This window comes from Paraburkholderia sp. GAS206C (assembly GCF_050435645.1).
Taxonomy (GTDB): domain Bacteria; phylum Pseudomonadota; class Gammaproteobacteria; order Burkholderiales; family Burkholderiaceae; genus Paraburkholderia; species Paraburkholderia phenazinium_B.
Map to the genome: position 1 here is coordinate 189,192 of NZ_JBNDKR010000003.1, position 24,615 is coordinate 213,806.

Below are 24,615 nucleotides of genomic sequence, written 5' to 3' on the forward strand. Positions count from 1 at the left end.
GCGACCCGTGCTCGTAGGCGCGGCAGATCGAGCCGCGCTTTCTTAAGGTTGTTGTCTGCTTTTGGTTTGAGTTGAGCAGCCGGTTGACGTCAGGCCGCGACTCTGCGGTCGCGCTCTTGCCACACCGCCGGATTTGCCACTTCTGCCATATCTGTCCCAACTGCCTCGTTTGTTCCGATTGCCCGGTTCACCGCGCTGACAACGGCATCCACGACCGCCGTCGCAGGTTCCGGGCTAACTCCAACGCCGTAACGGACCGCGTGCTCCCCGACCCTGCAGCCCACGAACACCGCCGTGCGCCCATCGGTGGTACGCGTGTTTTCAAACGAGATGACCTCAATCGTCTGCCCCGCAGCTGCAGCGAACGCGGCGGCGACGCGGCGGGCGTGTTGCTCGTGCGGAGCATGCTGCGCGTCTTGCCCCTCGGACGGCCCACGGGGCCGATTCGTCGCCGCCACATTGACGTCGCGATCTTCCCACCGCACGGTTGAAGCGTTGACCCGCTGCGCCGGCCCTGCGGTCTCGAAGTACTCGCGGGCGAACAACGCACAGATCGCCTCACCGCTGATCTCGGCGCCACTGATATCTGTGGCGGCCTGCACCGCGTGGCTGAACTCGATCTGCACGCGGCGCGGCGGCGTGAAGCCCATGCCGCGTTCGAGCAGGTAGGTCGAGCCACCTTTGCCCGACTGGCTGTTCACGCGGATCACAGCGTCATAACTGCGGCCCACGTCGGCCGGGTCGACCGGCAGATAGGGCACTTCCCACACTGTGTCCGGCTTCTGCTGGGCAAAGCCCTTGCGAATCGCGTCCTGGTGCGATCCCGAGAACGCCGTATAGACGAGATCGCCCGCATACGGATGGCGCGGATGCACCGGCAACTGGTTGCAGCGCTCTACCACGCGGCGTACCGCGTCGATATTCGAGAAGTCGAGGCCAGGGTCGACGCCCTGGGTGTAAAGATTCATCGCCAGCGTGACGAGGTCGACATTGCCGGTGCGCTCGCCATTCCCGAAGAGACACCCTTCGACGCGATCCGCGCCCGCCAGCACGGCGAGTTCGGCGGCGGCGACCGCGGTGCCGCGATCGTTATGAGGATGCACCGACAGCACGATGCTGTCCCGGTAGCCGAGATTGCGGTCCATCCATTCGATCTGATCGGCGTACACGTTCGGCATTGCGGCTTCGACCGTAGCGGGCAGATTAATGATCATCTTGTGATCCCGCGTGGGCCGCCACGTCTGGGCGACCGCGTCGCATACCTCGCGGGCGAACGGCAGCTCGGTCATGCTGAAGGTCTCGGGCGAGTACTGGTAGATCCAGTGCGTCTGCGGCCGTCCTTGCGCGTATTGCTTGATGAGCCGCGTGCCCTCGACCGCGAGCGCCTTCACTTCGTCTTTCGACTGGTTGAAGACGATCTTGCGGAACGCCGGTGCGATCGCGTTGTACAAGTGGACGATCGCGCGCGGCACGCCGTCGAGCGCCTCGAAGGTGCGCGCGATCAGTTCTTCGCGCGACTGGACGAGCACCTGGATCGTCACATCGTCGGGAATGCGCTTCTCGTCGATCAGCTTGCGCACGAAATCGAAGTCGGTCTGCGAGGCCGACGGAAAGCCGACTTCGATTTCCTTGAAGCCGATCCAGACCAGCATCTCGAAGAATTCGAGCTTTTGCGCGATGCTCATGGGCTCGATCAGCGACTGGTTGCCATCGCGCAGGTCGGTGGCCATCCAGACGGGGGCTTGCTGGATCGTGCGGCTGGGCCATTTTCGGCCGGTCAAACGGACGGCGGGGAACGGTCGGTATTTTTCAGCGGGATTGCGCAACATGATGAGCCTCGTTCGTTCTGTCGTATGCGAAGGGGCGTGGCCTCGAGCGGCTGGCGGGTTGCCACGGATGCGACCTTCGCGATTCGTCCGAACGGTAAACGGACGAATACAAACGACTGACAGGTTGTAAAAGGAACTACGGTTTGGGGTGCAACGGAAACTGTGGGACTACTTTGAGGACCGGCTTTGAACCGCTGGGGCGGTCAACGCGCGGCGCTACGCCTGGCTTACGCTAGACGTAACGATAGGGGCCGCGCTAGGCGGCCGGAGGTAATTCGGAGGGTGTTCGGAAGGGAACGCATGGGTCAAATGTATGCGAGCGGGCCGCAGCGTGTCAACCGCGGCTGCGCACAATGGATCGTTGCGCAGCCGCGCGCGAGGCGCCGTAGCGCCCGCGCGAAGCCCGTCACGCCGAGATTCGGGCGATCTCCGCGATCACGCCAATCTGCCGTTCGATCGCGCTCGGCACGGGGGCTTCGCCGCGCAGTACGGCATCGATCCACGCAGCGGTGGTAGCGGCGTCGCGTGCTTCGGGCAACTCGACTTCGGGGGCGTCTGCCGAGGAGCGCTCGGCGGCCACGCGTGTTTCGCAGATGCCGTCATGCAGCCAGTCGATCTGCACCTGCCGGCGCGTATCGGCGACGGCTTCACCTTCTGTGCCGCGTGCGAGCAGCGCACCACCTGCGGCCGCATCCGGATGAGTGACGAACAATTGGGTCAGGGCGTCACGATAGGGTGGATGCGTGTAGTTCACGAGCCGCAGCCCGGGTGGCGCGAACGGTTGCAGGATCTTGACGAGCGTGTGGGTGGAATTGCGCACGCCCATCCGGCGGCGCAGCGCCAGCAGGCGCGCGAGCTTCGGCGCGAGCGCGGTGATCGGCGCAAAGGCAAGGCGGCGCGAGGCAAGGCTGTCTTCGATCTGCGCATGGTCCTGCGCGTGCGCGATCTGCAGATGGGTGAAGATCTCGGCGCTGGTCACGCGGCCCGGGTCTTCAGTGACGCCGTGCACGAGTACCGGCACCCCTTCACGGGCCAGCAGCAGCGCGAGCAGCGGCACCAGGTTCGGCTGCTTGCGCGCCCCGTTGTAGCTGGGGATGGAAACCGGCCGATAGGCGCCGTGTGCAATCTGGACCGGCTCGAACGAGGCGTGGGCGGCCGCCAGCATCGCGGCGAGCTCGTCAGCGGTTTCGCCCTTGACCCGGTACGCCAGTAGCACCGCGCCGAGTTCGAGATCGGAGACGCGTCCGTCGAGCATCGCGCTGTAGAGCGCGTGCGTGTCTTCGGGCGTCAGCGCGCGTGCGCCGTTCGGGCCGCGGCCAATCTCCTTGATAAAGCGGGCGCAGGGGAAGTCGGGGACGGCGGTATCGGCGGATTCGGTCATCGGGCTTAGTGGGGCTGGGTGGCCAGGCGCGGCGTTGACGGCGTCGGCCACGGTATTCACAGGGTGTTCGTGTTGTCTGCGGCGGGATCGGTTGCGCTATTCGCAGATATACCCGCAGCGGTATCTGTAGTGAGTATCGCATCTATGGCGTTTCCGCAAGTTGACACAGGGCTGCAAGCGTCAGCGGCTCATCTCATGCCGGGCGCCACCGCTGGGCCTCTCTGGACTGCCGGGTTCGCGCGCAGCCCATTCACCCTCGCGTTAAACTCAATGCTTTATTGCCGCGCTTGCGGCGCTTACTAAAGATTGGAGAACGGGATGAGTTACGTGTTTGCTCCCGCACCGGTAGTCGCGGTGCCGGTCGTCGGGTCCAGCGATCAATTCGCGGTGCGTCGTATTTACTGCGTGGGCCGTAATTACGAAGCGCACGCGCGCGAGATGGGGCACGACCCTGACCGTGAACCACCGTTTTTCTTCAGCAAGCCCGCGGATGCCGTGGTCTATGTCGCTCCGGGCGAGACTGGCGAATTTCCGTACCCGGCCCAATCGAAGAACGTCCACTTCGAAATGGAACTGGTGGCGGCGATCGGCAAGCCCGGCAAGGACATTCCGGTCGGAGAGGCGCTGGAACATGTGTATGGCTACGCGCTCGGGCTCGATATGACGCGGCGCGATTTGCAGGCTGAAGCGAAGAAGCTGGGCCGCCCCTGGGATACCGCGAAGGGCTTCGATCACTCGGCGCCGCTCGGCCCGATCCATCCGGTTTCGAAGATTGGACAAGTCGATAAGGGCGCGATCTGGCTCACCGTCAACGGTGAAGAAAAGCAGCGCTCGGATGTGTCGCAGCTGATCTGGTCGGTGGCGGAGACGATTGCGTATCTGTCGACGCTGTTCGAACTGCAGCCCGGCGATCTGATTTTCACGGGCACGCCCGAAGGCGTCGGCGCTGTCGTGAAGGGCGACACGATGAAGGGCGGCGTGGACGGACTCGGCGAATTCAGCGTACGCGTCGTCTGAAGCTGCCGCAGGGAGGAGACAGACAAATATGAAGCTTTATAGCTATTTTCGTAGCTCGGCGGCGTATCGCGTGCGGATAGCCTTGAATCTGAAGGGGCTGCCGTATGACTATGCGCCGGTGCATCTGCTGCGCGATGGCGGCGAGCAGCTCAAGCCGGCTTATCGCCGGCTGAATCCGGATGCGATCCTGCCCACGCTCGTGGATGGCGACAACGTTTTGACGCAGTCGCTCGCGATCATCGAGTATCTGGAGGAAACGCATCCGGAGCCACCGTTGCTGCCGAAGTCGCCGGTTGATCGCGCATATGTGCGATCGGTGGCGCTGCAGGTGGCCTGCGAGATCCATCCCGTGAACAATCTGCGCGTGCTGAAATATCTGAAGCACACGGTAGGCGCCGACGACGCAACCAGGGACGAGTGGTATCGGCATTGGGTCGAGGCGGGTTTCACGACGCTCGAAGAGCATCTGGCGAGCGATTCGCGCACCGGCAAGTTCTGCTTCGGCGATACGCCGACGATGGCCGATGCGTGTCTCGTGCCGCAGGTGTTCAACGCGCAGCGCTTCAAGATCGACCTGACGCGTTTTCCGACGATCCATCGCATTCACGATCAGGCGTTGCAGCTTGATGCGTTCGCGCGCGCGGCGCCCGGTGTGCAACCGGACGCGGAGTGAGGGGCGAGTCAATGGGCCGCTGAGCCATTGTGGCCAGGTATGGCACCAACAAAGAGGGCGCTCCACGGAGCGCCCTCTTTGTTGGTGCCGCGATCTTGCGACTCACGCCGGCGAGATGCCCATCCGCGCTGTTTAGCCGCCGAGCAACGCGTCAGAAAACTCCTCGGCGCTGAACGGCTGCAAGTCCTCCACCTTCTCGCCGACGCCGATGAAGTACACCGGGATCGGCCGTTGCCGCGCAATGGCCGCGAGAATGCCGCCTTTGGCCGTGCCGTCGAGCTTGGTGACGATCAGACCTGTGAGTCCGAGCGCATCGTCGAACGCTTTTACTTGCGTGAGCGCGTTCTGACCGGTGTTGGCGTCGATCACGAGCAGCACTTCGTGCGGGGCGCTGTCCATCGCCTTGCCGATCACGCGCTTGACCTTGCGCAACTCTTCCATCAGATGCAACTGGGTTGGCAGACGTCCGGCCGTGTCGGCCATCAGCACATCGATCTTGCGCGCGCGAGCTGCGCCGACCGCGTCGAAGATCACCGCGGCCGGATCGCCGCTTTCCTGTGACACGACCGTCACGTTGTTGCGTTCGCCCCAGATCGCGAGCTGTTCGCGCGCGGCGGCGCGGAAGGTGTCGCCTGCGGCCAGCAGCACCGACTGGTTGAAGCTCTGCAGATGCTTCGCGAGCTTGCCGATGCTAGTGGTTTTGCCGGCGCCGTTCACCCCCGCGATCATCATCACGAGCGGCTGGGCGCGGCCGAGCATCAGTGATTTCTCGAGCGGTTTGAGCAGGTCGATCAACAGTGTGCGTAGCGCGGCCTTGACCTGTTGCGGCTCGGTCAGACGCTCAGCGCGGACTTTTTCACGCAGCGATTCGAGCAGAAATTCGGTGGCGTCGACACCTGCGTCGGACATCAGCAGGGCGGTTTCGAGCTCCTCGTAGAGGTCATCGTCGATCTTGGCGTTGATGAAGATGCCGGTCAGGTTCGAACTGGTCTTGGACAGACCGGTTTTCAGGCGCGTGAGCCAGGACCGCTTGGCCGCAGCTTCGGGCAACGGCGGCGGCACGATCTCCACGGTTTCGAGCGCGGTTTCCTCTTCAGGCTGCGCTTGCAGGGGCACAAGCGGCTCGAAGTCGCTCACGGGCGCGGCTTGCGTGCCAGTGTTGCTGACGGGCCGCGGGGCGGTTGGTGCAGCAGGCACGGCCGGCCGTGCCGCGGCGGCTTCGGCTTGCGGAGCGACGGATTCCTGCGCCGTCTGCGATTCCTCGGGCGTCGCGTCAGGGTCTTTCGAACCCTTGAATCGTTTGAAAAAGCTGAACATGTTCTGGCGTGGTGAGAGCGAGCGCCGGTGCGCGCAGCCGGTTGGGCCCGGTGGCAGCGGCAGGCAGCGTGACAATGCGGGATGCAAGGCGCTGGAAGGCGCTTATTTTATCAGGCATGTCTGATCTGGCCGCATTAGCCGTCCGGCCAGGGTGAGATGCTTTTCACCCTGTGGTAACGTTGCCTCTCCAACCCTAGTGCAAAAGCGTCTGTGGGTAACTGCCTAACCGTTTAACCGTTCGAATCTGCATGCCTCGTCCCTCTACCTCCCGCGCGCCCGCTGCTCCGTCTCACCGCGGCAAACCGCACGCCATCCGCATCATTGGCGGCGACTGGAAGCGCACACCGTTGCCTGTCCTCGACCTCGACGGCCTGCGTCCTACGCCCGACCGCGTGCGGGAAACGCTCTTTAACTGGCTCGGTCAGCGCCTTGACGGCCAGCGTTGCCTCGATCTGTTCGCCGGCAGCGGGGCGCTGGGCTTCGAGGCGGCTTCGCGCGGCGCGGCACGGGTCTTGATGGTCGAGCGCCACGGTAAGGCGGCCGGGCAATTGCGTGCCAATCAGGCGCGCCTCGCGCCCAACACCATAGAAGTGGCCGAAGCGGACGCGCTGCGCCTCGCGGCGAGCCTCGCACCCGGTTCGTTCGACGTGGTGTTCCTCGATCCGCCGTTCGATTCCGACCTGCTGGGCCGCGCGCTGGAACTGGCGGCACCGCTCGTCAGCGCCGAAGGATTCCTCTATGTGGAAGCCGGCGATGCGCTCGACGTCGCACAGACGCCCGCGCTGGCGGGCTGGACCATCGTTCGGCAGGGGAAGGCTGGGGCGGTCCACTATCATTTGCTGCAGCGCGAAAATGAGGAATAATGCGCGTTCCAAAACAAGCGCCGGACGGCTAGCCGTCACGCGCGCGACCGGCGGCAAACGCGCCCTGCGGGCGTGCTTGACGTGCCCATTTGTCTGAAGAGAGGAGAAGTGTCATGGTAGTCGCCGTGTACCCGGGTACGTTCGACCCGCTGACTCGCGGTCACGAAGACCTCGTTCGGCGCGCGTCGAGCATTTTCGACACGCTGGTGGTAGGCGTCGCCGACAGCCGCAACAAGAAGCCGTTCTTTACACTCGAAGAGCGCCTCGATATCGCTCACGAAGTCCTCGGTCATTACCCGAATGTGCAGGTAATGAGCTTCAAGGGGCTATTGAAGGATTTCGTTCGCACCAACAACGCCCGTGTGATCGTGCGCGGCCTGCGCGCCGTGTCGGACTTCGAATACGAGTTTCAGATGGCCGGCATGAACCGCTATCTGCTGCCCGACGTAGAGACGATGTTCATGACGCCGTCGGACCAGTATCAGTTCATCTCCGGCACCATCGTGCGCGAGATCGCGCAGCTGGGCGGCGACGTCAGCAAGTTTGTGTTCCCGTCCGTGGAAAAGTGGCTGAAGGACAAGGTGGCTTTGCTGGATCAGGACAACGGCCAGGCGGGACAGTCCTAACCAGCGTAAACTAGCGGTTTGACGGAACGAAAGCCGGCCTCGCGCCGGCCCGAAGTGAGAAAAGCATGGCCCTGATGATTACCGACGAGTGCATCAATTGCGACGTGTGCGAGCCCGAGTGCCCGAACGACGCAATTTCGATGGGCCCGGAAATCTATGTGATCGACCCGAAGAAATGCACCGAATGCGTCGGTCATTTCGACGAGCCGCAGTGTATCCAGGTGTGCCCGGTGGAGTGCATTCCGCGCGACCCGGAACACCTGGAAACGCCCGAAGGCCTGCTGGCGAAGTATCACGCGCTGCAGGCCGCCAAGGCCTGAGCAGTCTGTTTTGGCGAGACGCGCGCGCCTCGCCATACGCACCCTTCGCCTTCCCGCGTGCTTAGCCTGCGTGCGCGCGAAATATATCCTTCAGCGCTTCCAGCAAAGTATCGCATTCCGCATCAGTGCCGATCGAGATACGCAAATGCTGATCGATGCGCGGCGCCTTGAAATGGCGCACAAAAATCTCCTTCTCCCTTAGCCGCAAGGCAAGCGTCGCCGCGTCATAGCCTTCGTGGCGGGCGAACACAAAATTCGCCCCCGACGGCACGACACCGAAACCAAGTCCTGTCAGGCCCGCAGACAGACGCTCGCGGCTCGCGATAACTTTCGCGCAACTGTCGCGGAACCACACATCGTCCTGATAGGCGGCGATTGCTGCGACCTGTGCAAGCCGGTCGAGCGGATAGGAGTTGAAGCTGTCCTTGACGCGCGTCAGCGCTTCGATCAGCGCCACATTGCCGAACGCAAAACCCACGCGCATGCCGGCCAGCGAGCGCGACTTCGAGACGGTCTGCGTCACCAGCAGATTCGGATAGCGGTCGATCAGCGAGATCGCCGACTGCGCGCCGAAGTCCACATATGCTTCGTCGATCACCACAACCGAGTCGGCATGGCGCGCCACCAGCCGCTCAAGCTCGCCGAGCGGCAAAGGGTGGCCAGTCGGCGCATTCGGATTCGGCAAAAGGACGCCGCCGTTGGGCAAATCGTAGTCGTCGACGCGGATGGCGAACGCGTCATCCACGGGAACGGTCCGGTATTCGACCTCGAACAGGCCGGCGTACGTCGGATAAAAGCTGTACGTGATGTCCGGGAACAGGATCGGCTTGTCGTGCTTGAGCAGCGCCTGGAAGGTCAGCGCGAGAACTTCGTCCGAACCGTTGCCGGCGAACACCTGTTCGGCGCGGATGCCGTGGTGCGCCGCGACCGTCTCGCGCAGCTTGCGTGCGGTCGGGTCGGGATAGCGTCGCAGCGATTCCGCACTGTCACCGAGTTCATGACGGATCGCTTCCAGCACGCGCGGCGACGGAGGATACGGGTTCTCGTTGGTGTTCAGCTTGACCGGATGGGCGAGCGCGGGCTGTTCGCCCGGCACATACGGCGTCAGACGGTGGACGATGTCACTCCAGTAACGGCTCAAACTTGCCTCCATATTCAGCTGCTGCGATGCAACTGCATTACCGCCCGGTCGAGCTCGCCCTTGACGACGAGCGGCATCTGCACGAGCGCGCGTTCGATCGATGCGTCAATCACATCCTGCTCTTCGCGGCGCGGCGGCTTCAGCACGTAGTTGGCTACGTCCGGCTTGGCGCCGGCACGTGCACTTTCCGGAATCAGATCGCGCGGATGGCCAATGCCGATACGCAGCCGCCAATATTGTTGTGACGAGAGATGCGCGGAGATGTCCTTCAGGCCGTTATGGCCGCCGCTGCCGCCACCGAGCTTCAGCTTGACGGTGCCGGGCGGCAGATCGAGTTCGTCGTGCGCAACCAGAATCTCATCGGGCAGGATCTTGAAGAAATGCGCGAGCGCGACGACCGATTGCCCCGAGCGGTTCATATACGTCTGCGGCTCGAGCAGATGGACCTCTTCGCCATGCAGACGGGCCTTCGCATAGAAACCGTGAAAGCGCCGCTCGTCACGCAAGGTGGCGCCGGCTTCGCGCGCCAGTTGATCGACCAGCCAGAAACCGGCGTTGTGACGCGTCGCGGTGTATTCGGCGCCCGGGTTGCCGAGCCCCACGATCAGCTTGATCATGATTGATTCATGATGGGTTAAGGGCCGGCGGCGTACCACGCGACCTGAAAAAACGAAAAAAAACCCGCCGGGGCGAACCGCGGCGGGTCATATCGTCCGTTCCATTGAAACGGATCGAGAGGATTGCTCGCTCTATGCAGCTTAAGCGGCCGGCGTTTCGCCTTCGCCAGCAGCAGGAGCAGCAGCGTCGCCTTCAGCGACAGCGCCAGCCGGGATCGTCGCGGATGCGATCACCGGGTTTTCAGCTTCGATGTGTGCAATCAGCGCGACACCAGCCGGCAGGACGATGTCCTTGGCGTGCATCGTTTGACCTGCTTCGATCTTCGCGAGGTCGACTTCGAGGAACTCAGGCAGTGCCGACGGCAGGCACTCGATTTCGATTTCGTTCAGAACGTGCGAGATCACCGCGCTCGACAGCTTGACTGCCGGGTTCGATTCCTGGTTCATGAAGTGCAGCGGCACCTTGGTGTGCAGCTTCTTCGTTGCGTCGACGCGCTGGAAGTCCACGTGCAGCACGAGCTGACGGAACGGATGGTATTGCACGTCGCGCAGCAGAACCTGTTGCGCCTTACCGCCGACTTCTAGATCGAGAATCGACGAATGGAAAACTTCTTTCTTCAGGGCGTGCCACAACGCGTTGTGATCGAGTTCGATCATTTGCGGTTCAGCACCAGCGCCATAAACGATTGCCGGCGTCTTGCCGGTAATACGCAGGCGGCGGCTCGCACCCGTACCTTGCTGTGAACGCTCGAAAGCGACTACTTTCATTTTGAATCTCCAATGCACTGCCCGCGACCAGGCAGTAAAAACGGGGCCTTCATGCCAGATTGGCTGAGGCCCCAGACTCGACGGCACGAACCTTCGTTCGTCCATGCCGATTGTGCAAAAGCGCAGCGTGCGACTTGTAACCGCGCGTCGCGCCTTCGCAAATACTTAACTTTCCGCAAACAGCGACATCACCGAATCGCCGCGGCGGATCCGCGAGAACGTTTCGGCCAACAGACCTGCGCTCGTCAGCGAACGGATCTTGGCGCACGAGCGGGCTTCTTCGCCGAGCGGAATCGTGTCCGTGACGACCAGTTCGTCGAGCGCGGATGCAGCAATACGCTCGCCGGCACCGCCCGACAGAACCGGGTGGGTTGCATACGCGAACACCTTGATTGCGCCGCGCTGCTTCAATACCTGTGCTGCCTTGCAGAGCGTGCCCGCGGTGTCGACCATGTCGTCCATGATCACGCAGGTACGGCCTTCGACTTCACCGATGATGTTCATCACTTCAGCGATATTCGCCTTCGGGCGGCGCTTGTCGATGATCGCGAGATCGCAGTTCAGTTGCTTGGCCAGCGCACGGGCACGGACCACACCGCCGACGTCCGGCGACACGACCAGAAGGTTCTCGTGATTTTGCTTGCGCAGATCGCCGAGCAGCACGGGCGTGGCGTAGATGTTGTCGACGGGGATGTCGAAAAAACCTTGAATCTGGTCAGCGTGCAGATCCATCGTGATGATCCGCTCGACGCCAGCGATTTCCAGCATGTTCGCCACCACCTTCGCCGAGATCGCGACGCGTGCCGAACGCGGGCGGCGATCCTGGCGGGCATAGCCGAAGTAGGGGATAGCAGCGGTGATCCGGCCAGCGGATGCGCGCTTGAGCGCATCGACCATGATCATCAGTTCCATCAGGTTGTCGTTCGCCGGCGCGCACGTGGATTGCAGGACGAAGACATCCTTGCCGCGCACGTTTTCCTGAATCTCGACCTGGATCTCGCCGTCCGAAAAACGGCTGACCATCGCTTTGCCGAGGGGAATACCGAGGATTTTTACGACTTCGTGTGCAAGCGCGGGATTCGCGTTGCCAGTAAAAACCATCAGGCCGTCATGGCTGCTCATCATGCACCTGCTTCTGGCTGGGGGGCGAGGAACTGCGAGAATTTTTGGCAGGGGAGGAAGGACTCGAACCCTCGAATGCCGGAATCAAAATCCGGTGCCTTAACCAACTTGGCGACTCCCCTACACTAACTTTGAGCTTCCCCGAGCGTGTAGGACCGCTCGACGATGCAAAACTTTATGACGCGAAGCCGAATAGTGGATGTATATCCAAGCTTGCTGTTACCGCGCTGTTCCATTCGCCTGGCAGTTTGGCTTGCACCGCTTCTGCTTCATCGCGACTTTGGAACGCTGCAAAAACGCTTGCACCTGATCCAGTCATCCGCGCGGGTGCGACGTTGTCAAACCATCCCAACACCTGCGCAACTTCTGCGTATTTTCCCACGACAACCTGCTGCATGTCATTCCGGCCAAAACTGTCGGGCCATCCCGTACTGCAAGTTTGTTGTGCAAGAAAGTCCGTAATTGTGAGGGGTTTTGAGTCCCTTGTCAACGATTTCTCGGAGAAAATCGCTGCAGTTGGAACGTGAACCCTTGGTGTCACAACGAGGAAATATCGCGGCGGCAATTGTACAACCTCCAATGCCTCTCCGACACCCTCTGCAAACGCATTTTTTCCGAACACAAAGAACGGCACATCGGCACCCAGCTTCAGTGCAATTGCCTGCAGTTCTTCGCGCGGCAGAGCGAGCTTCCACAGACGGTTCAGCGCCAGCAGCGTGGTGGCCGCGTCCGAACTGCCGCCGCCGAGGCCGGCGCCCATCGGCAGCCGTTTCTCGATCGCAATGTCGACGCCTTCCTGCGTGCCCGTATGGCTTTTCAGCAGTACCGCGGCTCGCACCGTCAGATCCTGTTCCGGCGGCACACCGGAGATGTCGCTGCTACGCGTGACGAGACCGTCGGACCGTCGCGTGAAATGCAGCGTGTCGCCCCAGTCGAGCAACTGGAACACGGTCTGCAGCGAGTGATAGCCATCCGGCCGCCGGCCGGTGATGTGCAGGAAGAGATTGAGCTTCGCTGGCGCGAGGCAGTCGCGCAGCGAATCGTTTGTTTCGGTCATGAGTAAAGACGAATTGCAGCAGGCGAGTCGTACGGGTAGTGCGCTTCGCCAGGTCACTGGTCGAGTACCAGCTTGATTTCGAGTGGCGGTTCCTGGCGGCTCAGATTGACGCGCTTGAGGCCAGTGGCCGGTGCATCGGCATACGCGACGTAGTTGATGGTCCAGCCGTCCTGAACGATTTCCTTCAGATGTGCGGGATCCTGCGGATCCTGCTCGGTTCTGGCTCGCGAAGTGGGCGCGGCCGATGGCTGCAACCAGTAGCGCAGGCCTTCGACGGGCAACGCAAAGCCGAGCGCATTCTGCATCAGCGTGGACACGTTGTCGGCGGTGAGCGGCTGGCGATTCGGCAGTTCGAGCGAGGCAGAGGCTGGCGACGATGTGACAATCGCGAGTGTCTGACCGAGCGGGTTACGCAACTGGAGCGTGACCGTGTCGCCGGCTTCCTGCCAGTCGAAATTGCCGTAGGCGTTGCGTTGCGCACCGTTCTGATCGACGTACTGGACGGCGAAGCGGCCGTGATAGGCGCGGCTTGTTTGAGCCGTGACCGAGGTCGTGGCGTTAGACGTCGACGGTTGCCGCGGTGTCACCGAGGCGCACCCGGTCAATCCGGACACCGTGACGACAGCCGCCGCTGCGAACCCCAGCGCCGCGCGGCGGGGCGCCTGGAAATAATGGAACCAGCCAGCAAGCCAGTGCGCGGAGCGGATAGAGCGGTTCGAAATGAGCATCAGAGATCGTTCACCTGAAAACGTGCGAGCGTTTTGAGGAGCGTATCGTTGTCCGGTTCGAGCTTGCGGGCTTCACGCCAGGCGTCGCGCGCCTGATCCTGGGCGCCGGTCTTCCACAGTACTTCGCCAAGATGCGCGCCGATTTCTGCATTGGGCTGCAGATTGTAGGCCTTGCGCAGCAGCGTGAGCGCATCCGACGTATCGCCGAGGCGATACTTGACCCAGCCCACGCTGTCCATGATGAACGCATCGTTCGGCGCCAGCGACGCGGCCTTCTGGATCAGCTTGTCCGCTTCCTGCAGGCGCACGCCGCGGTCCGCCAGTGAATAGCCGAGGGCGTTGTAGGCCTGCGGATTGTCCGGCTGCGTGTCGATCAGCCTGCGCAACTGCGCTTCCATGATGTCGTAGTGGCCGTTCTTCTCGGCCGCCATCGCATAGTCGTAGGTCAGATCGGGGTCGTCGGGGAAGTCGGCGGTGGCTTGCGCCAGGCGCGCTTCCGCTTCCGGATAACGCTTCGAGTCGAACAGGATGGCGGCGTCGGTGCGGTCGATCAAGGCCTGATCGCGTGGGTCAGGCGCTCGCAGGCCCGCCAGCAGCTTGCGGGCGTCGTCCGGCTTGTTCTGCTTTTCGAGCAACTGGGCGCGCGTGATCTGCGCCGGAATGTACTGCTGGCTCGTCGGCGCAATCTTGTTCAACCAGTCGCCTGCCGCTGCGTCGTTCTTCTGCTCGAGCGAGATCTGCGCGAGATAGATGTAGGCCTGGCCCGGATCGGCACCCGTCGTCTTCTCCGCTTTCTGCGCGTACTGCTGCAGATAGGTCTGCGCGGTTGGATAGTCCTTTTTCTGGATCGCGATCAGCGCGAGCGCCATCATCGGCGTCAGATCGTTCGCGTTGTCCTTGTGCATCTCAACGAACTGCGCCTGCGCGTCGTCGAGACGGTCGCTGGCCAGATACATCTGGGCCAGCGCGAGCCGGGCATCATGCGATTTCGGATTTTGCTGGACGTACTTCTCGAGCGACGCGATGCCTTCCTTGCGCTCTTCCGGGCCCATCTGCGAGAGCGTGAGTGCCGCGGGCAGATAGTCGGGCTTCAAGGCGAGCGCCTGCTCGAGCGACTTGCGTGCGCCCGGCGCATCGTTCGCCACGATCTGCTGACGGGCGATAGCCAGTTGCGCTTCGGGCCGGTTCATGTCGTTCTTCAGCAGATCCTGCAGCACATGCAGGCCGCCGATACGATTCGGACCGCGCGAGAGCAGCAGTTGCAGCGAGAGGATCGCGCTGCCGCGATTCGCTTCCGGCACCTTTGCCAGTTCGCGTGTGAGCAGCGGCTCTGCGTCGTCAGGCTTGCCCGACAGAACGAGCAGCGAAGCATCGAGTTGCGCCGCGCGTTCCGACGAGGGCGCATACTGCTGCCACAATTGCGCGGCCGCGAGGGCGTCCGAAGGACTCTGCGCTGCCAGCGCGATCTCCGTGGCGCGTTGCGCCATGCGCGGATCGTGCGTGTCGCGCGCAAGCGCAAGGTACGTTTGATAGGCCGGCGCCGGCTGGTCGCGCTGCAAGGCGACTTCCGCCGCGAGCACCTGGAACACGATCTGGCTCGACAGGGCAATATCGGGCAGATTTTTCTGGTCTTCAGGCGTTTGCGCACCGAGCGCGTCCGGGATGGACACGGAGTTGTCGTCCGAATCGGACGAGGGATCCTGCGCGTGCCCCGGCAAGGCGGCGAGCGCCCACACGGTAAGCGCCGCCGCACCTAACAGGCGTCGGGCGGAGACAGCGTGCGGCACGCGGGAGGCGCGCGACGGGCGCTTCGAAAACAGCTTCACGAAGGACAAGTTCATGGAAATCCGTTCAATGTTTCGGACGATTGTAACGCGCTCGCTACAATAAGCGCACAACCACTCACGCAAGTTGCAGACCAGTTAGACATGCCAGAGTTGCCAGAAGTTGAGGTTACCCGACGTGGAATCGAGCCGTACGTCTCCGGACGCCGGGTCGAGCGCGTCGACGTTCGCACCCCCGCGCTGCGCTGGCCGATTCCGGCAGACCTTGCGAGAACCTTGCGGGGCCACGTGGTGCACAAGGTCGAACGGCGCGGCAAGTACCTGCTGTTCGAAATCGACGACGGCTGGTTCATTGTGCACCTGGGCATGACTGGCACGCTGCGCGTGCTACGCAACCTGCCGCATCTGCCGGCTGCTGCGAAACACGACCATATCGACTGGATTTTCGACGAGTTCATTCTCCGCTATCGCGACCCGCGACGCTTTGGGGCCGTCCTTTGGCACTCGCGCGAAGACGGCGATGTGCTCGAGCATCCGCTGCTGGCCGGCCTCGGGGTCGAACCGTTTTCGCCTGCTTTTTCCGGCGCGCTGATGCACCGGGAGACGCGCGGGCGCAAGGTCTCCGTCAAGCAGGCGCTGCTGGCGGGGGAGATCGTGGTGGGGGTGGGCAATATTTACGCGTCCGAAAGCCTGTTTCGCGCCGGTATCCGGCCCACCACGCCCGCTGGCCGTGTTTCGCTGGTCCGCTACGGGTTGCTCGCGGATGCGGTGAGAGTCACGCTTGCTGCCGCGATCGAAAAAGGCGGCAGCACGCTGCGCGATTTCGTCGGCAGTGACGGTGAAAGCGGTTATTTCCAGCTCGATTATTTCGTCTATGATCGCGCGGGGCTGCCATGCCGTGTGTGCGGTACGCCGATCAAACAGATCGTGCAAGGGCAGCGCTCGACCTACTTTTGTCCTACCTGCCAGCGCTAATTTTCCGATGCCCTCCCGCTTAACGCCGTCCGCGACGGCCACCGTGCCTGTATTACCCATCGAGCCTGCTCTCGCTGATTTCTCTGCACGTCTGATCGGCTGGCAGCGTCAGCACGGCCGCCACGACCTGCCCTGGCAGAACACACGCGACCCCTATCGCATCTGGCTGTCGGAAATCATGTTGCAGCAGACCCAGGTGTCGACCGTGATTCCGTATTACGCGCGTTTTCTGGCGCGCTTCCCGGACGTCGCCGCGCTCGCCGCAGCGCCGATCGACGACGTGATGGCGCTGTGGGCCGGTCTCGGCTATTACTCACGTGCCCGCAACCTGCATCGGTGCGCGCAGGCGGTGGTCGAACTGCAGGGTGGGGCGTTTCCGGCTTCGGTGGAGGCGTTGGCCGAATTGCCGGGGATCGGCCGCTCGACCGCGGCGGCGATCGCGTCGTTTGCGTTCGGTGCGCGGGCCACGATTCTCGACGGCAACGTGAAGCGTGTGCTGGCCCGGGTGTTTGGCGTCGAAGGTTTCCCAGGCGAAAAGAAGGTCGAAAATGCCATGTGGACGCTGGCTGAATCATTGCTGCCGTCCAACGCCAGCAATGATGATGTGAGCGCCTATACACAGGGCTTGATGGATCTCGGCGCGACCCTGTGTATGCGCGGCAAGCCTGACTGCGAGCGCTGTCCGTTCGCGCCCGACTGCGTGGCGAATGTCACCGGCCGGCAGCGTCAACTGCCGGCCGCGCGGCCTAAAAAGGCTGTGCCGACGCGACGTACCTGGATGCTCGTGTTGTGCGACGGCGATACGGTGATGCTGGAAAAGCGGCCTCCGTCGGGTATCTGGGGTGGGCTGTGGAGCCTGCCGGAAGCGGCTGATGAAGCAGCGTTGGCGAAGCGGGCACGCGAATTCGGCGGCGACGGCGCGGTCTCACCGCTTGCGCCGCTTACACACACGTTCACGCATTTCCGGCTGGATATCGAGCCGCGCATCGCGGAACTGGGTCGTGTCGCAGGTGGCAAGACGTCGCTAGTGCTAGGTGATGCGGAAACCGTGTGGGTGGCGCTGCGCGACATCGACGCGTACGGCGTGCCGGCGCCGGTGCGCAAGCTGCTGGACGGTCTGCACGGGTCTTTGCTGTAGATAGCTTGCAGGAGCCCTCACAACAACTGATGCTGCTGCATGTAGTGATGAACCACATCGATGCGCGCCCCGGCATCCGGCAACTCCATCAGCTTTTGCCGCGCCCGCAGGGCAATAGGCAACACTTCTGAGAGCCGGTTTGACACCCACGTCGGGTCTTCGAGTTTGAACGGTTCCGCGAACGGCAGGCTATCCGGATCGCGCTCGCGGATTGTTGCGATGATCCGCTCCAGTACTTCCGCGCAAGCGCCAAATTTGGCCAGCAGTTCGTTGCCTTCGAGCGGTACGTCGTCCGGCAACGACTCCGCCATGCCCACCAGGAGACCGCTCGCTTCCACGCGATGCGATAGCAGCCGGAAGCGCCGCGTGCCACGCGCGCGGATCAGCAGCATGCCGAAGGTTTCGACATCGCACTCCCCGATCTCCGCCAGACAGCCGACCGCTTCAGGCACGGAGGGCTCGTCCGGAAGCGCCACTTCACCACCGCTTTTTAGCAGACATACGCCGAACGGAGTCTTTTCGCGCAGACACTCGCGCGCCATGTCCAGATAGCGCGCTTCGAAAATCTTCAGGGGCAGCAGCCCATCGGGAAACAGCACCGTGTGCAGCGGAAACAGCGGCACATCGGCAAGCACAGAAGTAGAGGACATGGCGCGCAACGCTTCGGGTTAAGGCCGCGCGATGCGGCCGGTTAAGCCACTAACTTCGATGATTCGCCGACGTCGACCGGCGCATCGCGGTGCCGCACGATCACATTGGCCTGCTTGGCAAGACGCGCGGCGAGCGTCTCGGCAATGAAAACGGAGCGGTGCTGACCGCCCGTGCAACCGATTGCCACAGTCAGATAGCTGCGGTTATCGTCGCGAAAGTGCGGCAGCCACTTCGCGAGGAACGTCTCGATATCGCCCATCATTTCGTGCACGACGGGCAGAGCACCGAGGAAATCGATGACCGGTTTGTCGAGTCCCGTAAGCGGGCGTAATTGATGATCGTAGTACGGGTTGGGCAGCGTGCGCACGTCGAATACGAAATCCGCGTCGAGGGGCACGCCGCGCTTGAAACCAAACGACTCGAACATCAGCACGAGGCCACTGTGCTCCTGTTCGATAAAGCGTTTGACCCATGCGCGCAACACGTTCGCGCGCAGGTTGCTGGTATCGATCTGGTGGCCGAACTCAGCCAGGTTTCCGACCAGTTCGCGCTCGCGCTCGATCGCTTCTTCGAGCGACGTGAGCAGGCCCACGTCTGCATCGTGCGAGGCCGAACCGGAGAGTGGATGGCGGCGGCGTGTTTCGGAAAAGCGTTGAATCAGCGATTGCGTGCTGGCGTTCAGAAACAGCACACGCACATCGTGTTCGCGCGACAGGTCGCGAATCATCGCGGGCATGTCGTCGAGCGAGGCGCTGGAACGCGCGTCGATTGCAACGGCGAGACGGTCGTAACCATCTGCTGCGAGGTAGGAGGCGAGTTGCGGCAGAAAGCGCGGCGGCAGATTGTCGACGCAATAGTAGCCAGCGTCTTCAAGCGCGTTCAGTGCAACGGATTTGCCGGAGCCGGAAATACCGGTGATCAGAATAATGCGCATGAGGTCGTCAAATCTGTACGTTTCATCATAGCATCTGGTCCCCGCGTGCGTGCCCCGTTGCCGCCGGACACACCGGGCGGTTTCAGATCAGCTTGCCGGGAAACTGGCTGTCCGGGTCCTGCATGGCGAGGCGCTGCCGATCCATGAAGTCGCGCAGCGTGTCGATGCCGCGCAGTTGCAGGATTGTGTTGCGCACGGCGGCTTCCACCAGCACCGCGAGGTTGCGGCCGGCCGCAACCTGAATGGTGACTTTGCTGATAGGCAGACCAAGCACGTCGACGGTCTGGCTTTCCAGTGGCAGACGCTGAAATTCGCCATCCGGACGGCGCACGAGCTGAACGATCAGCTTCAGCTTCATTTTGCGCCGTACGGCGGTTTCACCAAAAATAGTCTTGATATCGAGCAACCCGAGGCCGCGCACTTCCAGCAGGTTTTGCAGCAGCGGCGGGCAACGGCCTTCGACGAAATCTGGCCCAAGGCGCACGAAATCTACCGCATCATCGGCGACAAGGCCGTGACCGCGGCTGATCAGTTCGAGGCCGAGTTCGCTCTTGCCGAGACCTGAGTCGCCGGTGAGCAGCACGCCCATGCCGAGAATATCCAGAAACACGCCGTGCAACGTGGCGCGCGGCGCCAGGATGCGCGACATGTACAGACGCAGGCTGTCGATTACCGCTGCGGCCGACATTGGCGTAGTGAACAGCGGCGTGGATGAACGTGTGCAGCGCAGAACCAGCTCCGGCGGCGCAGCGACCCCGCCCGCCACCACCAAAAACGGCGGCTCGAGGGCGATCAGCTCGGCCATGTGGCGCGAGCGGTCTTCTTCGGATTGGCGCTGGTAATAGTCGACTTCGGCGTCGCCGAGCACCTGGATCCGGTTCGGGTGGATCAGGTTCAAGTGGCCGACAAGGTCGGCGCTCGAGGTGGCATTGGCGACCGTTTCCGCCGAGAAGCCACGCTCCCAGCCTTCATGCCCCGTCAGCCAGCTGAGTTTCAGCATGGCGGCGTTGTCGTCGAAAATGCTTTGGGCGTTGATGCTGGACGTATCCATGAGTCCGTGACTCCAGTGTGGGCCTGTGCCCCGCATGCGCCGGCTGCGTCAGCGCAGCCGGATTAGCCGGCGCGAGCCGGATTCGACACGGGGACCCAGCCGCTCGCAGGCGGGGGACCGACGTGCGGATGGGCGCCGATGCATCAAGGTTGCCACTGAGTGAGCAGTCGATGCAATGCTTCGCGGTTTTCTTCCGTATGCAGCCGTTCGCGCGTCTCGCGATCGGACAGCAACTGGGCGATTTCCGAGAGAATTTCGAGGTGTTGCTGGGTGGCTTGCTCGGGTACCAGCAGGAAGATCAGCAGCGACACCGGCTGACCGTCCGGCGATTCGAAGGGGATGGGCTCGGCGAGGCGCACGAAGGCGGCGAGCGGCTGCTTCAAGCCTTTGATCCGGCCGTGCGGAATCGCCACGCCTTCGCCAAGACCGGTCGACCCGAGGCGCTCGCGCGCGAACAGATTGTCAGTGACCGTGCTGCGAGCGATGCCGTTCTGGTTTTCGAAAATCAGGCCCGCTTGCTCGAAGACGCGTTTCTTGCTGGTGACCGATAGTCCGACGACGACGTTTTCGAGGGGAAGAAATTTGGCTAAACGATTCATGTTGGCAGGCGGAAACGTGGCCTGGATACTCCTCGCTGTGGCGTTTGAGTGGCGTTCCATTCTCGACTGATGCTCACGGCGATGTGCTTGGAAGCCCAAAAAACGCAGGACTCCCGCTGAATAACCCCGATGACCCCTATGGTAACCGGCCCATTATAGAACAGCGCGACCATGGATGGTGCGGCGCGCCAATGCCTGTTCGTCGTGCGATGTGTTCTAGCCAACGAAAAACCGCCCGTTGCCGGGCGGTTTAGCTAGGTCGGGAAAAATCCCTCTAATCCTTCACGGTCCTGCTTATTGCGGCGGCACGTCCAGTTGCGGCGCCAGCTCTTGATACTTGATCGCGTCGTGCTGATGACCCTGCAGGCGATCTTTGTGACGAATGACTTGCCGGTCGAGCTTGTCGATCATCAGATCGATCGCGGCGTACAGGTCGCCGTCACAGCTCTCGACAAAGATGTCCTTACCCTTCAGATGCAGGTTGATTTCAACCTTTTGCCTCTTTACCTTTTCCTTGTGGTTGTCGACCGAGAGGACCACACTGCCATCGATCACCTGATCGAAATGTCTTAGCACCCTATCCAGTTTGGTGATCACGTATTCTCGCAACGCTGGCGTTACTTCGAGATGGTGTCCACTGATCTGCAAGTTCATAGTGCTTCTCCATGCTAGTGGCCGCTTGGTCCGCACGATGGGGCAGGTACCGGTCGATCGTTCGCCTCGCCTGAGCCGTCCCCCGTGACTGACTACTGGCAGGTCGCATCGGCCGGCCTGTCCGCCAACGGGCGGAGCGGCCGGAAAATGCCCGCCACACTACGCGGCGAGCTAAAGAGACTTGCGCAGGTTGACTGCCGGGATCCTGAGGGCTTCGCGGTATTTCGCTACGGTGCGCCGTGCGACCACGAATCCTTGCTCCGCCAGCAGTTCGGCTATGCGGCTGTCTGAAAGAGGAGATTTGGTGTTTTCCGCTCCTATCAGTTGCTTGATGAGCGCGCGAATGGCCGTTGAAGAGGCAGCGCCGCCCGTGTCCGTCGAAACGTGTGATCCGAAGAAGTACTTAAATTCAAGCGTCCCGAATGGGGTCAGCATGTATTTACCGGTTGTCACACGCGAGACAGTTGACTCGTGTAGGCCCAGCGTATCAGCAATTTCCCGCAAAACCAAGGGCCGCATGGCAATTTCGCCATGCACAAAAAAGCTCTTTTGACGCTCGACAATAGCCTGCGCCACTCGCAGGATCGTCTCGAAGCGTTGCTGGATATTTTTGATCAGCCAGCGGGCTTCCTGGAGTTGCTGACGCAACGATCCACTGCCCGGATCGCCGCGGTTGTTCCGCAGAATGTTTGCGTACAGATGATTGATACGCAGTTTCGGCACGACCTCCGGGTTCAGCTCGGCCTGCCAGCTTTGACCGATCTTGCGCACCATGATGTCGGGCACGACGTAGTCGGCCTCGGCCTTGCCGTAGGCGGCGCCGGGGAACGGTTCGAGCGAGCGGATCAGCACGTGTGCATCGCGCAGATCGTCGTCGCTTGCCTTCAGATGTTTGCGCAGACGCGTGAAATCGCGTGCGGCAAGCAGTTCAAGATGGTGAGCCACGATCTCGAGGGCGAGCGTGCGGGTGGCCGAGCCGTCGAGGCGCAGCAATTGCAGCTTCAGGCACTCGGAAGCGGACCGTGCGCCCACGCCGGCCGGATCGAAGCTATGCAGCAGCGCGAGTGCGGCGTTCAGTTCGTCCAGGTCGACTTCCAGTTCTTCCGGCAGATCAGCCTGCACTTCTTCCAGCGTCGCGGTCAGGTAGCCGTCGTCGTCCAGAGACTCGATCAGAAACGTGATCAGCGCCCGGTCACGCTGGCTTGCCTGGGTGACGCGCAGTTGCGCCATCAGGTGATCGCGCAGCGAGGTGCTCGATTCGTGAATCTGCAGCGGCGGCAGGTCGTCGTCGTCGGAGGCGGTACCGGAACGGCCGTAGTCCTCCAGATTCCACTGGGACGAATCGCCGTTGCTGTCGGACGCGAGACCGTTGTACTCGTCGACACCCTGCGGCTCGCCGCTTTCGCCACCTTCACTGCTGCTGGAGGACGACGACGAGGAGGAGGACGACGAGCCGTTGCCCATCTGCTCCGGCGCGGCGTTGTTGGGCGCCTGGGCGATCAGCGAGCCGTCTGCGGCGACGCGCAGGGGGCTCGCGATCCAGTCGTCCTCGTTTTCGAGCAGAGGATTCTGGGAGATCGCCATCGCGACCTCCTGCTGCAGCTCAAGCGTAGACAGCTGCAGCAGCCGGATGGACTGTTGCAGTTGAGGTGTCAGCGCAAGATGCTGCGACAGGCGGAGTTGTAGGCTGGCTTTCATGGCAAGTTGAGATTCATTGTAAAGAGTTTGCCACGACCGCGATACCTTGCGGCATTCGCGATAACGCGTGCGCCCGGACTGGGTCTGCAGGGGCGCGGGCGGCCTGCCGCGTCAAAAATACTGGGAGGCCGCCGCAGCAAGGGGCCGGCGGCGGGGGACGCCGCCGTTCATGCCCCTCGGATACTTACATGCGGAAGTGCTCGCCCAGATAGACGCGCCGCACGTTTTCGTTTTCGATGATGTCGCCAGGCGCACCGGCGGCCAGCACGCTGCCGTCGCTGATGATGTAGGCGTGGTCGCAGATGCCGAGCGTTTCGCGCACGTTATGGTCCGTAATCAGGACGCCGATGTTGCGCTGCTTCAAGAACTTGACGATCTTCTGGATTTCCAGCACTGCGATCGGATCGACGCCGGCGAACGGTTCGTCGAGCAGAATAAAACTCGGGTTAGTCGCCAGCGCGCGTGCAATTTCCACGCGGCGGCGCTCGCCGCCCGACAGCGACAGCGCCGGATTGCCCCGCAGATGCGCAATCTGCAGCTCATCAAGCAGTGCTTCGGTGCGGGTGGTGATGGTGTCCTTGTTGAGCCGCTTGCCGCTTTCGTCAAGCTGCAGTTCCAGCACCGCGCGGATGTTCTCTTCGACGGTGAGCTTGCGAAATACCGACGCTTCCTGCGGCAGATACGACAGCCCGAGCGAGGCGCGCTTATGGATAGGCAGCAGGCTGATCGATTTGCCGTCCAGATCGATTTCACCGGCGTCGAGCGGCACGAGGCCCACGATCATGTAGAACGAGGTTGTCTTGCCGGCGCCGTTCGGGCCGAGCAGTCCGACCACTTCACCGCTCTTGACGTCGAGCGACACGTCCTTGACGACCGTGCGCGAGCCATAGCGCTTCTTCAGATTGCGAACCACCAGCGAGCTACTGGTCCCCGCCGGCTTGCGGTGGGGAAGGGAAGGTGAATTGACGGAGTTTACTGAGCTCACTGGGGCGGGGTTCCCTGGATCTTGTTGGACGGCACGAGCGTAGCGGAGGCGCCGGTCAGCGGCGCGGCGCCGCCGTTGCGCGGCGCCAGCATCGCGCGCACACGGCCGCTCGGGTTGCCCGGGCCGGCGACGTCCTTACCCGCCTTGGCGGTGTAGAAGTCGTTCTGGCCGTCATAGGTGATGACGCTGCCGTGGACCGTGTCCATCAGCGTCGAGAGGCCCTGCAGACGGTTCACCGTGGCGTCGGTCGTCAACGTGGTGAGGTCCTGCTTGCCGTCGTAGTCGATGCGGATGGCCGTGCCTTCGACATACTCGTCGAGGCCTTCGCGCTTCTGGCGGAAATACGACAGGTTGCCGCCGCTCGAAGTGCCGGTAGCGTACTGATAGCCTTGCGGATCCTGGGTCACCTCGACACGATCGGCCTTGATGACGATCGTGCCTTTGGTGGCCACCACATGCCCGGTGAAGATGTTGACCTGCTTCAGGTCGTCATACGTCATGTTGTCCGCTTCAATATTGAGCGGCTTGTCCTTGTCGGCGCGTTCGGCGTGCGCCGGCGGCGCGAAGCCGATGAAGGGCAACGCGAGCAGCAGCGCGGCAAGTCCGGCCCGGCACGCAGACAAGGTGCGCGCGCGGCCGGTATCAAAACGGTGGAACGATTCGTTCATGCAGTCACGCTGGAATGGA

General features: G+C 62.4%; 25 protein-coding genes and 1 tRNA gene. 7 read left to right on the forward strand and 19 right to left on the reverse strand.

The window, feature by feature from the left end:
• Positions 1–89 precede the first annotated feature (89 nt).
• Together leuA and ybiB are read right to left on the reverse strand one after the other, a co-directional pair.
• Positions 90–1,829 (reverse strand): 2-isopropylmalate synthase, encoded by a 1,740-nt coding sequence (gene leuA, locus P3T20_RS09190; protein ID WP_429286760.1) that lies wholly within the window; start codon positions 1,827–1,829, stop codon positions 90–92.
• Between the two features lie 406 nt (positions 1,830–2,235).
• Positions 2,236–3,210, reverse strand: coding sequence for a DNA-binding protein YbiB (gene ybiB / locus P3T20_RS09195; RefSeq protein ID WP_429286973.1), 975 nt, complete (start codon positions 3,208–3,210; stop codon positions 2,236–2,238).
• 318 nt (positions 3,211–3,528) lie between these two features.
• Here ybiB and P3T20_RS09200 point away from each other — a divergent pair, with 318 nt between their 5' ends.
• Both P3T20_RS09200 and maiA read left to right on the forward strand, forming a co-directional pair.
• Complete coding sequence (locus P3T20_RS09200) at positions 3,529–4,227, forward strand: fumarylacetoacetate hydrolase family protein (protein WP_074263284.1); 699 nt, start codon at positions 3,529–3,531, stop codon at positions 4,225–4,227.
• Between the two features lie 28 nt (positions 4,228–4,255).
• Positions 4,256–4,900, forward strand: coding sequence for a maleylacetoacetate isomerase (gene maiA / locus P3T20_RS09205; RefSeq protein ID WP_429286761.1), 645 nt, complete (start codon positions 4,256–4,258; stop codon positions 4,898–4,900).
• 132 nt (positions 4,901–5,032) lie between these two features.
• On the opposite strand, the gene ftsY is transcribed toward maiA, so the two are convergent.
• Complete coding sequence (gene ftsY, locus P3T20_RS09210; RefSeq protein ID WP_429286762.1) at positions 5,033–6,217, reverse strand: signal recognition particle-docking protein FtsY; 1,185 nt, start codon at positions 6,215–6,217, stop codon at positions 5,033–5,035.
• A gap of 248 nt (positions 6,218–6,465) precedes the next feature.
• On the opposite strand from ftsY, the gene rsmD reads away from it, so the two are divergent.
• The 3 genes from rsmD (at position 6,466) to P3T20_RS09225 (ending at position 8,026) form a co-directional block, all read left to right on the forward strand.
• Positions 6,466–7,080, forward strand: a complete 615-nt coding sequence (gene rsmD, locus P3T20_RS09215; protein ID WP_074263287.1) for a 16S rRNA (guanine(966)-N(2))-methyltransferase RsmD — start codon at positions 6,466–6,468, stop codon at positions 7,078–7,080.
• Positions 7,081–7,193: 113 nt separating this feature from the next.
• Complete coding sequence (gene coaD / locus P3T20_RS09220; protein ID WP_429286763.1) at positions 7,194–7,706, forward strand: pantetheine-phosphate adenylyltransferase; 513 nt, start codon at positions 7,194–7,196, stop codon at positions 7,704–7,706.
• Positions 7,707–7,771: 65 nt separating this feature from the next.
• Positions 7,772–8,026: a YfhL family 4Fe-4S dicluster ferredoxin gene (locus P3T20_RS09225; protein ID WP_429286764.1), complete on the forward strand. Its 255-nt coding sequence runs from the start codon at positions 7,772–7,774 to the stop codon at positions 8,024–8,026.
• A gap of 61 nt (positions 8,027–8,087) precedes the next feature.
• On the opposite strand, the gene hisC is transcribed toward P3T20_RS09225, so the two are convergent.
• The 8 genes from hisC to P3T20_RS09265 all read right to left on the reverse strand — a co-directional run bounded on the left by hisC (position 8,088) and on the right by P3T20_RS09265 (position 15,300).
• A complete protein-coding gene (gene hisC / locus P3T20_RS09230; protein ID WP_429286974.1) occupies positions 8,088–9,167 on the reverse strand; it encodes a histidinol-phosphate transaminase in 1,080 nt (359 codons plus the stop codon).
• A gap of 14 nt (positions 9,168–9,181) precedes the next feature.
• Positions 9,182–9,784, reverse strand: coding sequence for an aminoacyl-tRNA hydrolase (gene pth, locus P3T20_RS09235; protein ID WP_429286765.1), 603 nt, complete (start codon positions 9,782–9,784; stop codon positions 9,182–9,184).
• Positions 9,785–9,925: 141 nt separating this feature from the next.
• Positions 9,926–10,552, reverse strand: a complete 627-nt coding sequence (locus P3T20_RS09240) for a 50S ribosomal protein L25/general stress protein Ctc (RefSeq protein WP_074263291.1) — start codon at positions 10,550–10,552, stop codon at positions 9,926–9,928.
• 165 nt (positions 10,553–10,717) lie between these two features.
• Positions 10,718–11,674, reverse strand: a complete 957-nt coding sequence (locus tag P3T20_RS09245; RefSeq protein ID WP_074263292.1) for a ribose-phosphate pyrophosphokinase — start codon at positions 11,672–11,674, stop codon at positions 10,718–10,720.
• A gap of 45 nt (positions 11,675–11,719) precedes the next feature.
• A tRNA-Gln gene (locus P3T20_RS09250) sits at positions 11,720–11,796 on the reverse strand.
• 53 nt (positions 11,797–11,849) lie between these two features.
• A complete protein-coding gene (gene ispE, locus P3T20_RS09255; RefSeq protein WP_074263293.1) occupies positions 11,850–12,731 on the reverse strand; it encodes a 4-(cytidine 5'-diphospho)-2-C-methyl-D-erythritol kinase in 882 nt (293 codons plus the stop codon).
• A gap of 53 nt (positions 12,732–12,784) precedes the next feature.
• The gene (lolB, locus tag P3T20_RS09260; RefSeq protein ID WP_074263294.1) at positions 12,785–13,459 is read right to left on the reverse strand and encodes a lipoprotein insertase outer membrane protein LolB; all 675 of its coding nucleotides are present in this window, start codon (positions 13,457–13,459) and stop codon (positions 12,785–12,787) included.
• Positions 13,459–15,300, reverse strand: coding sequence for a tetratricopeptide repeat protein (locus P3T20_RS09265; protein ID WP_074263295.1), 1,842 nt, complete (start codon positions 15,298–15,300; stop codon positions 13,459–13,461). The genes lolB and P3T20_RS09265 overlap by 1 nt, the downstream gene beginning before the upstream one ends.
• 87 nt (positions 15,301–15,387) lie before the next feature.
• Between P3T20_RS09265 and mutM the strand changes: the two genes are divergently transcribed.
• Positions 15,388–16,218: a bifunctional DNA-formamidopyrimidine glycosylase/DNA-(apurinic or apyrimidinic site) lyase gene (mutM, locus tag P3T20_RS09270; protein WP_074263296.1), complete on the forward strand. Its 831-nt coding sequence runs from the start codon at positions 15,388–15,390 to the stop codon at positions 16,216–16,218.
• Between the two features lie 7 nt (positions 16,219–16,225).
• Positions 16,226–17,356, forward strand: coding sequence for an A/G-specific adenine glycosylase (gene mutY, locus P3T20_RS09275; protein WP_083611347.1), 1,131 nt, complete (start codon positions 16,226–16,228; stop codon positions 17,354–17,356).
• A 17-nt stretch (positions 17,357–17,373) separates the two neighbouring features.
• Here mutY and P3T20_RS09280 read toward each other — a convergent pair whose 3' ends face one another.
• The 8 genes from P3T20_RS09280 to lptA form a co-directional block, all read right to left on the reverse strand.
• The gene (locus tag P3T20_RS09280) at positions 17,374–18,006 is read right to left on the reverse strand and encodes an LON peptidase substrate-binding domain-containing protein (protein ID WP_074263297.1); all 633 of its coding nucleotides are present in this window, start codon (positions 18,004–18,006) and stop codon (positions 17,374–17,376) included.
• A 41-nt stretch (positions 18,007–18,047) separates the two neighbouring features.
• Positions 18,048–18,941: an RNase adapter RapZ gene (gene rapZ, locus P3T20_RS09285; protein WP_074263298.1), complete on the reverse strand. Its 894-nt coding sequence runs from the start codon at positions 18,939–18,941 to the stop codon at positions 18,048–18,050.
• Positions 18,942–19,023: 82 nt separating this feature from the next.
• Positions 19,024–19,992: an HPr(Ser) kinase/phosphatase gene (gene hprK / locus P3T20_RS09290; protein ID WP_074263299.1), complete on the reverse strand. Its 969-nt coding sequence runs from the start codon at positions 19,990–19,992 to the stop codon at positions 19,024–19,026.
• 143 nt (positions 19,993–20,135) lie between these two features.
• Positions 20,136–20,651: a PTS IIA-like nitrogen regulatory protein PtsN gene (gene ptsN, locus P3T20_RS09295; RefSeq protein WP_074263300.1), complete on the reverse strand. Its 516-nt coding sequence runs from the start codon at positions 20,649–20,651 to the stop codon at positions 20,136–20,138.
• Between the two features lie 234 nt (positions 20,652–20,885).
• Entirely contained in the window at positions 20,886–21,245 is a 360-nt protein-coding gene (hpf, locus tag P3T20_RS09300; RefSeq protein WP_074263301.1) for a ribosome hibernation-promoting factor, HPF/YfiA family, read from the reverse strand.
• 171 nt (positions 21,246–21,416) lie between these two features.
• On the reverse strand, positions 21,417–22,943 hold the full coding sequence (locus tag P3T20_RS09305) for an RNA polymerase factor sigma-54 (RefSeq protein ID WP_074263302.1): 1,527 nt from the start codon (positions 22,941–22,943) through the stop codon (positions 21,417–21,419).
• A gap of 184 nt (positions 22,944–23,127) precedes the next feature.
• On the reverse strand, positions 23,128–23,928 hold the full coding sequence (lptB, locus tag P3T20_RS09310; RefSeq protein ID WP_074263303.1) for an LPS export ABC transporter ATP-binding protein: 801 nt from the start codon (positions 23,926–23,928) through the stop codon (positions 23,128–23,130).
• Complete coding sequence (gene lptA, locus P3T20_RS09315) at positions 23,925–24,596, reverse strand: lipopolysaccharide transport periplasmic protein LptA (RefSeq protein ID WP_074263304.1); 672 nt, start codon at positions 24,594–24,596, stop codon at positions 23,925–23,927. Before lptA ends, lptB begins: the two co-directional genes overlap by 4 nt.
• Positions 24,597–24,615 lie beyond the last annotated feature (19 nt).

Coding starts and splice junctions, on each gene's coding strand:
- coaD (WP_429286763.1), top strand. CDS start 7,194: ATGGTAGTCGCCGTGTACCCGGGTACGTTCGACCCGCTGACTCGCGGT.
- P3T20_RS09280 (WP_074263297.1), bottom strand. CDS start 18,006: ATGTCCTCTACTTCTGTGCTTGCCGATGTGCCGCTGTTTCCGCTGCAC.
- ftsY (WP_429286762.1), bottom strand. CDS start 6,217: ATGTTCAGCTTTTTCAAACGATTCAAGGGTTCGAAAGACCCTGACGCG.
- P3T20_RS09200 (WP_074263284.1), top strand. CDS start 3,529: ATGAGTTACGTGTTTGCTCCCGCACCGGTAGTCGCGGTGCCGGTCGTC.
- lptA (WP_074263304.1), bottom strand. CDS start 24,596: ATGAACGAATCGTTCCACCGTTTTGATACCGGCCGCGCGCGCACCTTG.
- P3T20_RS09245 (WP_074263292.1), bottom strand. CDS start 11,674: ATGAGCAGCCATGACGGCCTGATGGTTTTTACTGGCAACGCGAATCCC.
- pth (WP_429286765.1), bottom strand. CDS start 9,784: ATGATCAAGCTGATCGTGGGGCTCGGCAACCCGGGCGCCGAATACACC.
- leuA (WP_429286760.1), bottom strand. CDS start 1,829: ATGTTGCGCAATCCCGCTGAAAAATACCGACCGTTCCCCGCCGTCCGT.
- P3T20_RS09240 (WP_074263291.1), bottom strand. CDS start 10,552: ATGAAAGTAGTCGCTTTCGAGCGTTCACAGCAAGGTACGGGTGCGAGC.
- rapZ (WP_074263298.1), bottom strand. CDS start 18,941: ATGCGCATTATTCTGATCACCGGTATTTCCGGCTCCGGCAAATCCGTT.
- ptsN (WP_074263300.1), bottom strand. CDS start 20,651: ATGGAACGCCACTCAAACGCCACAGCGAGGAGTATCCAGGCCACGTTT.
- mutM (WP_074263296.1), top strand. CDS start 15,388: ATGCCAGAGTTGCCAGAAGTTGAGGTTACCCGACGTGGAATCGAGCCG.
- lolB (WP_074263294.1), bottom strand. CDS start 13,459: ATGCTCATTTCGAACCGCTCTATCCGCTCCGCGCACTGGCTTGCTGGC.
- P3T20_RS09265 (WP_074263295.1), bottom strand. CDS start 15,300: ATGAACTTGTCCTTCGTGAAGCTGTTTTCGAAGCGCCCGTCGCGCGCC.
- ispE (WP_074263293.1), bottom strand. CDS start 12,731: ATGACCGAAACAAACGATTCGCTGCGCGACTGCCTCGCGCCAGCGAAG.
- P3T20_RS09305 (WP_074263302.1), bottom strand. CDS start 22,943: ATGAAAGCCAGCCTACAACTCCGCCTGTCGCAGCATCTTGCGCTGACA.
- hprK (WP_074263299.1), bottom strand. CDS start 19,992: ATGGATACGTCCAGCATCAACGCCCAAAGCATTTTCGACGACAACGCC.
- ybiB (WP_429286973.1), bottom strand. CDS start 3,210: ATGACCGAATCCGCCGATACCGCCGTCCCCGACTTCCCCTGCGCCCGC.
- mutY (WP_083611347.1), top strand. CDS start 16,226: ATGCCCTCCCGCTTAACGCCGTCCGCGACGGCCACCGTGCCTGTATTA.
- P3T20_RS09225 (WP_429286764.1), top strand. CDS start 7,772: ATGGCCCTGATGATTACCGACGAGTGCATCAATTGCGACGTGTGCGAG.
- maiA (WP_429286761.1), top strand. CDS start 4,256: ATGAAGCTTTATAGCTATTTTCGTAGCTCGGCGGCGTATCGCGTGCGG.
- rsmD (WP_074263287.1), top strand. CDS start 6,466: ATGCCTCGTCCCTCTACCTCCCGCGCGCCCGCTGCTCCGTCTCACCGC.
- hpf (WP_074263301.1), bottom strand. CDS start 21,245: ATGAACTTGCAGATCAGTGGACACCATCTCGAAGTAACGCCAGCGTTG.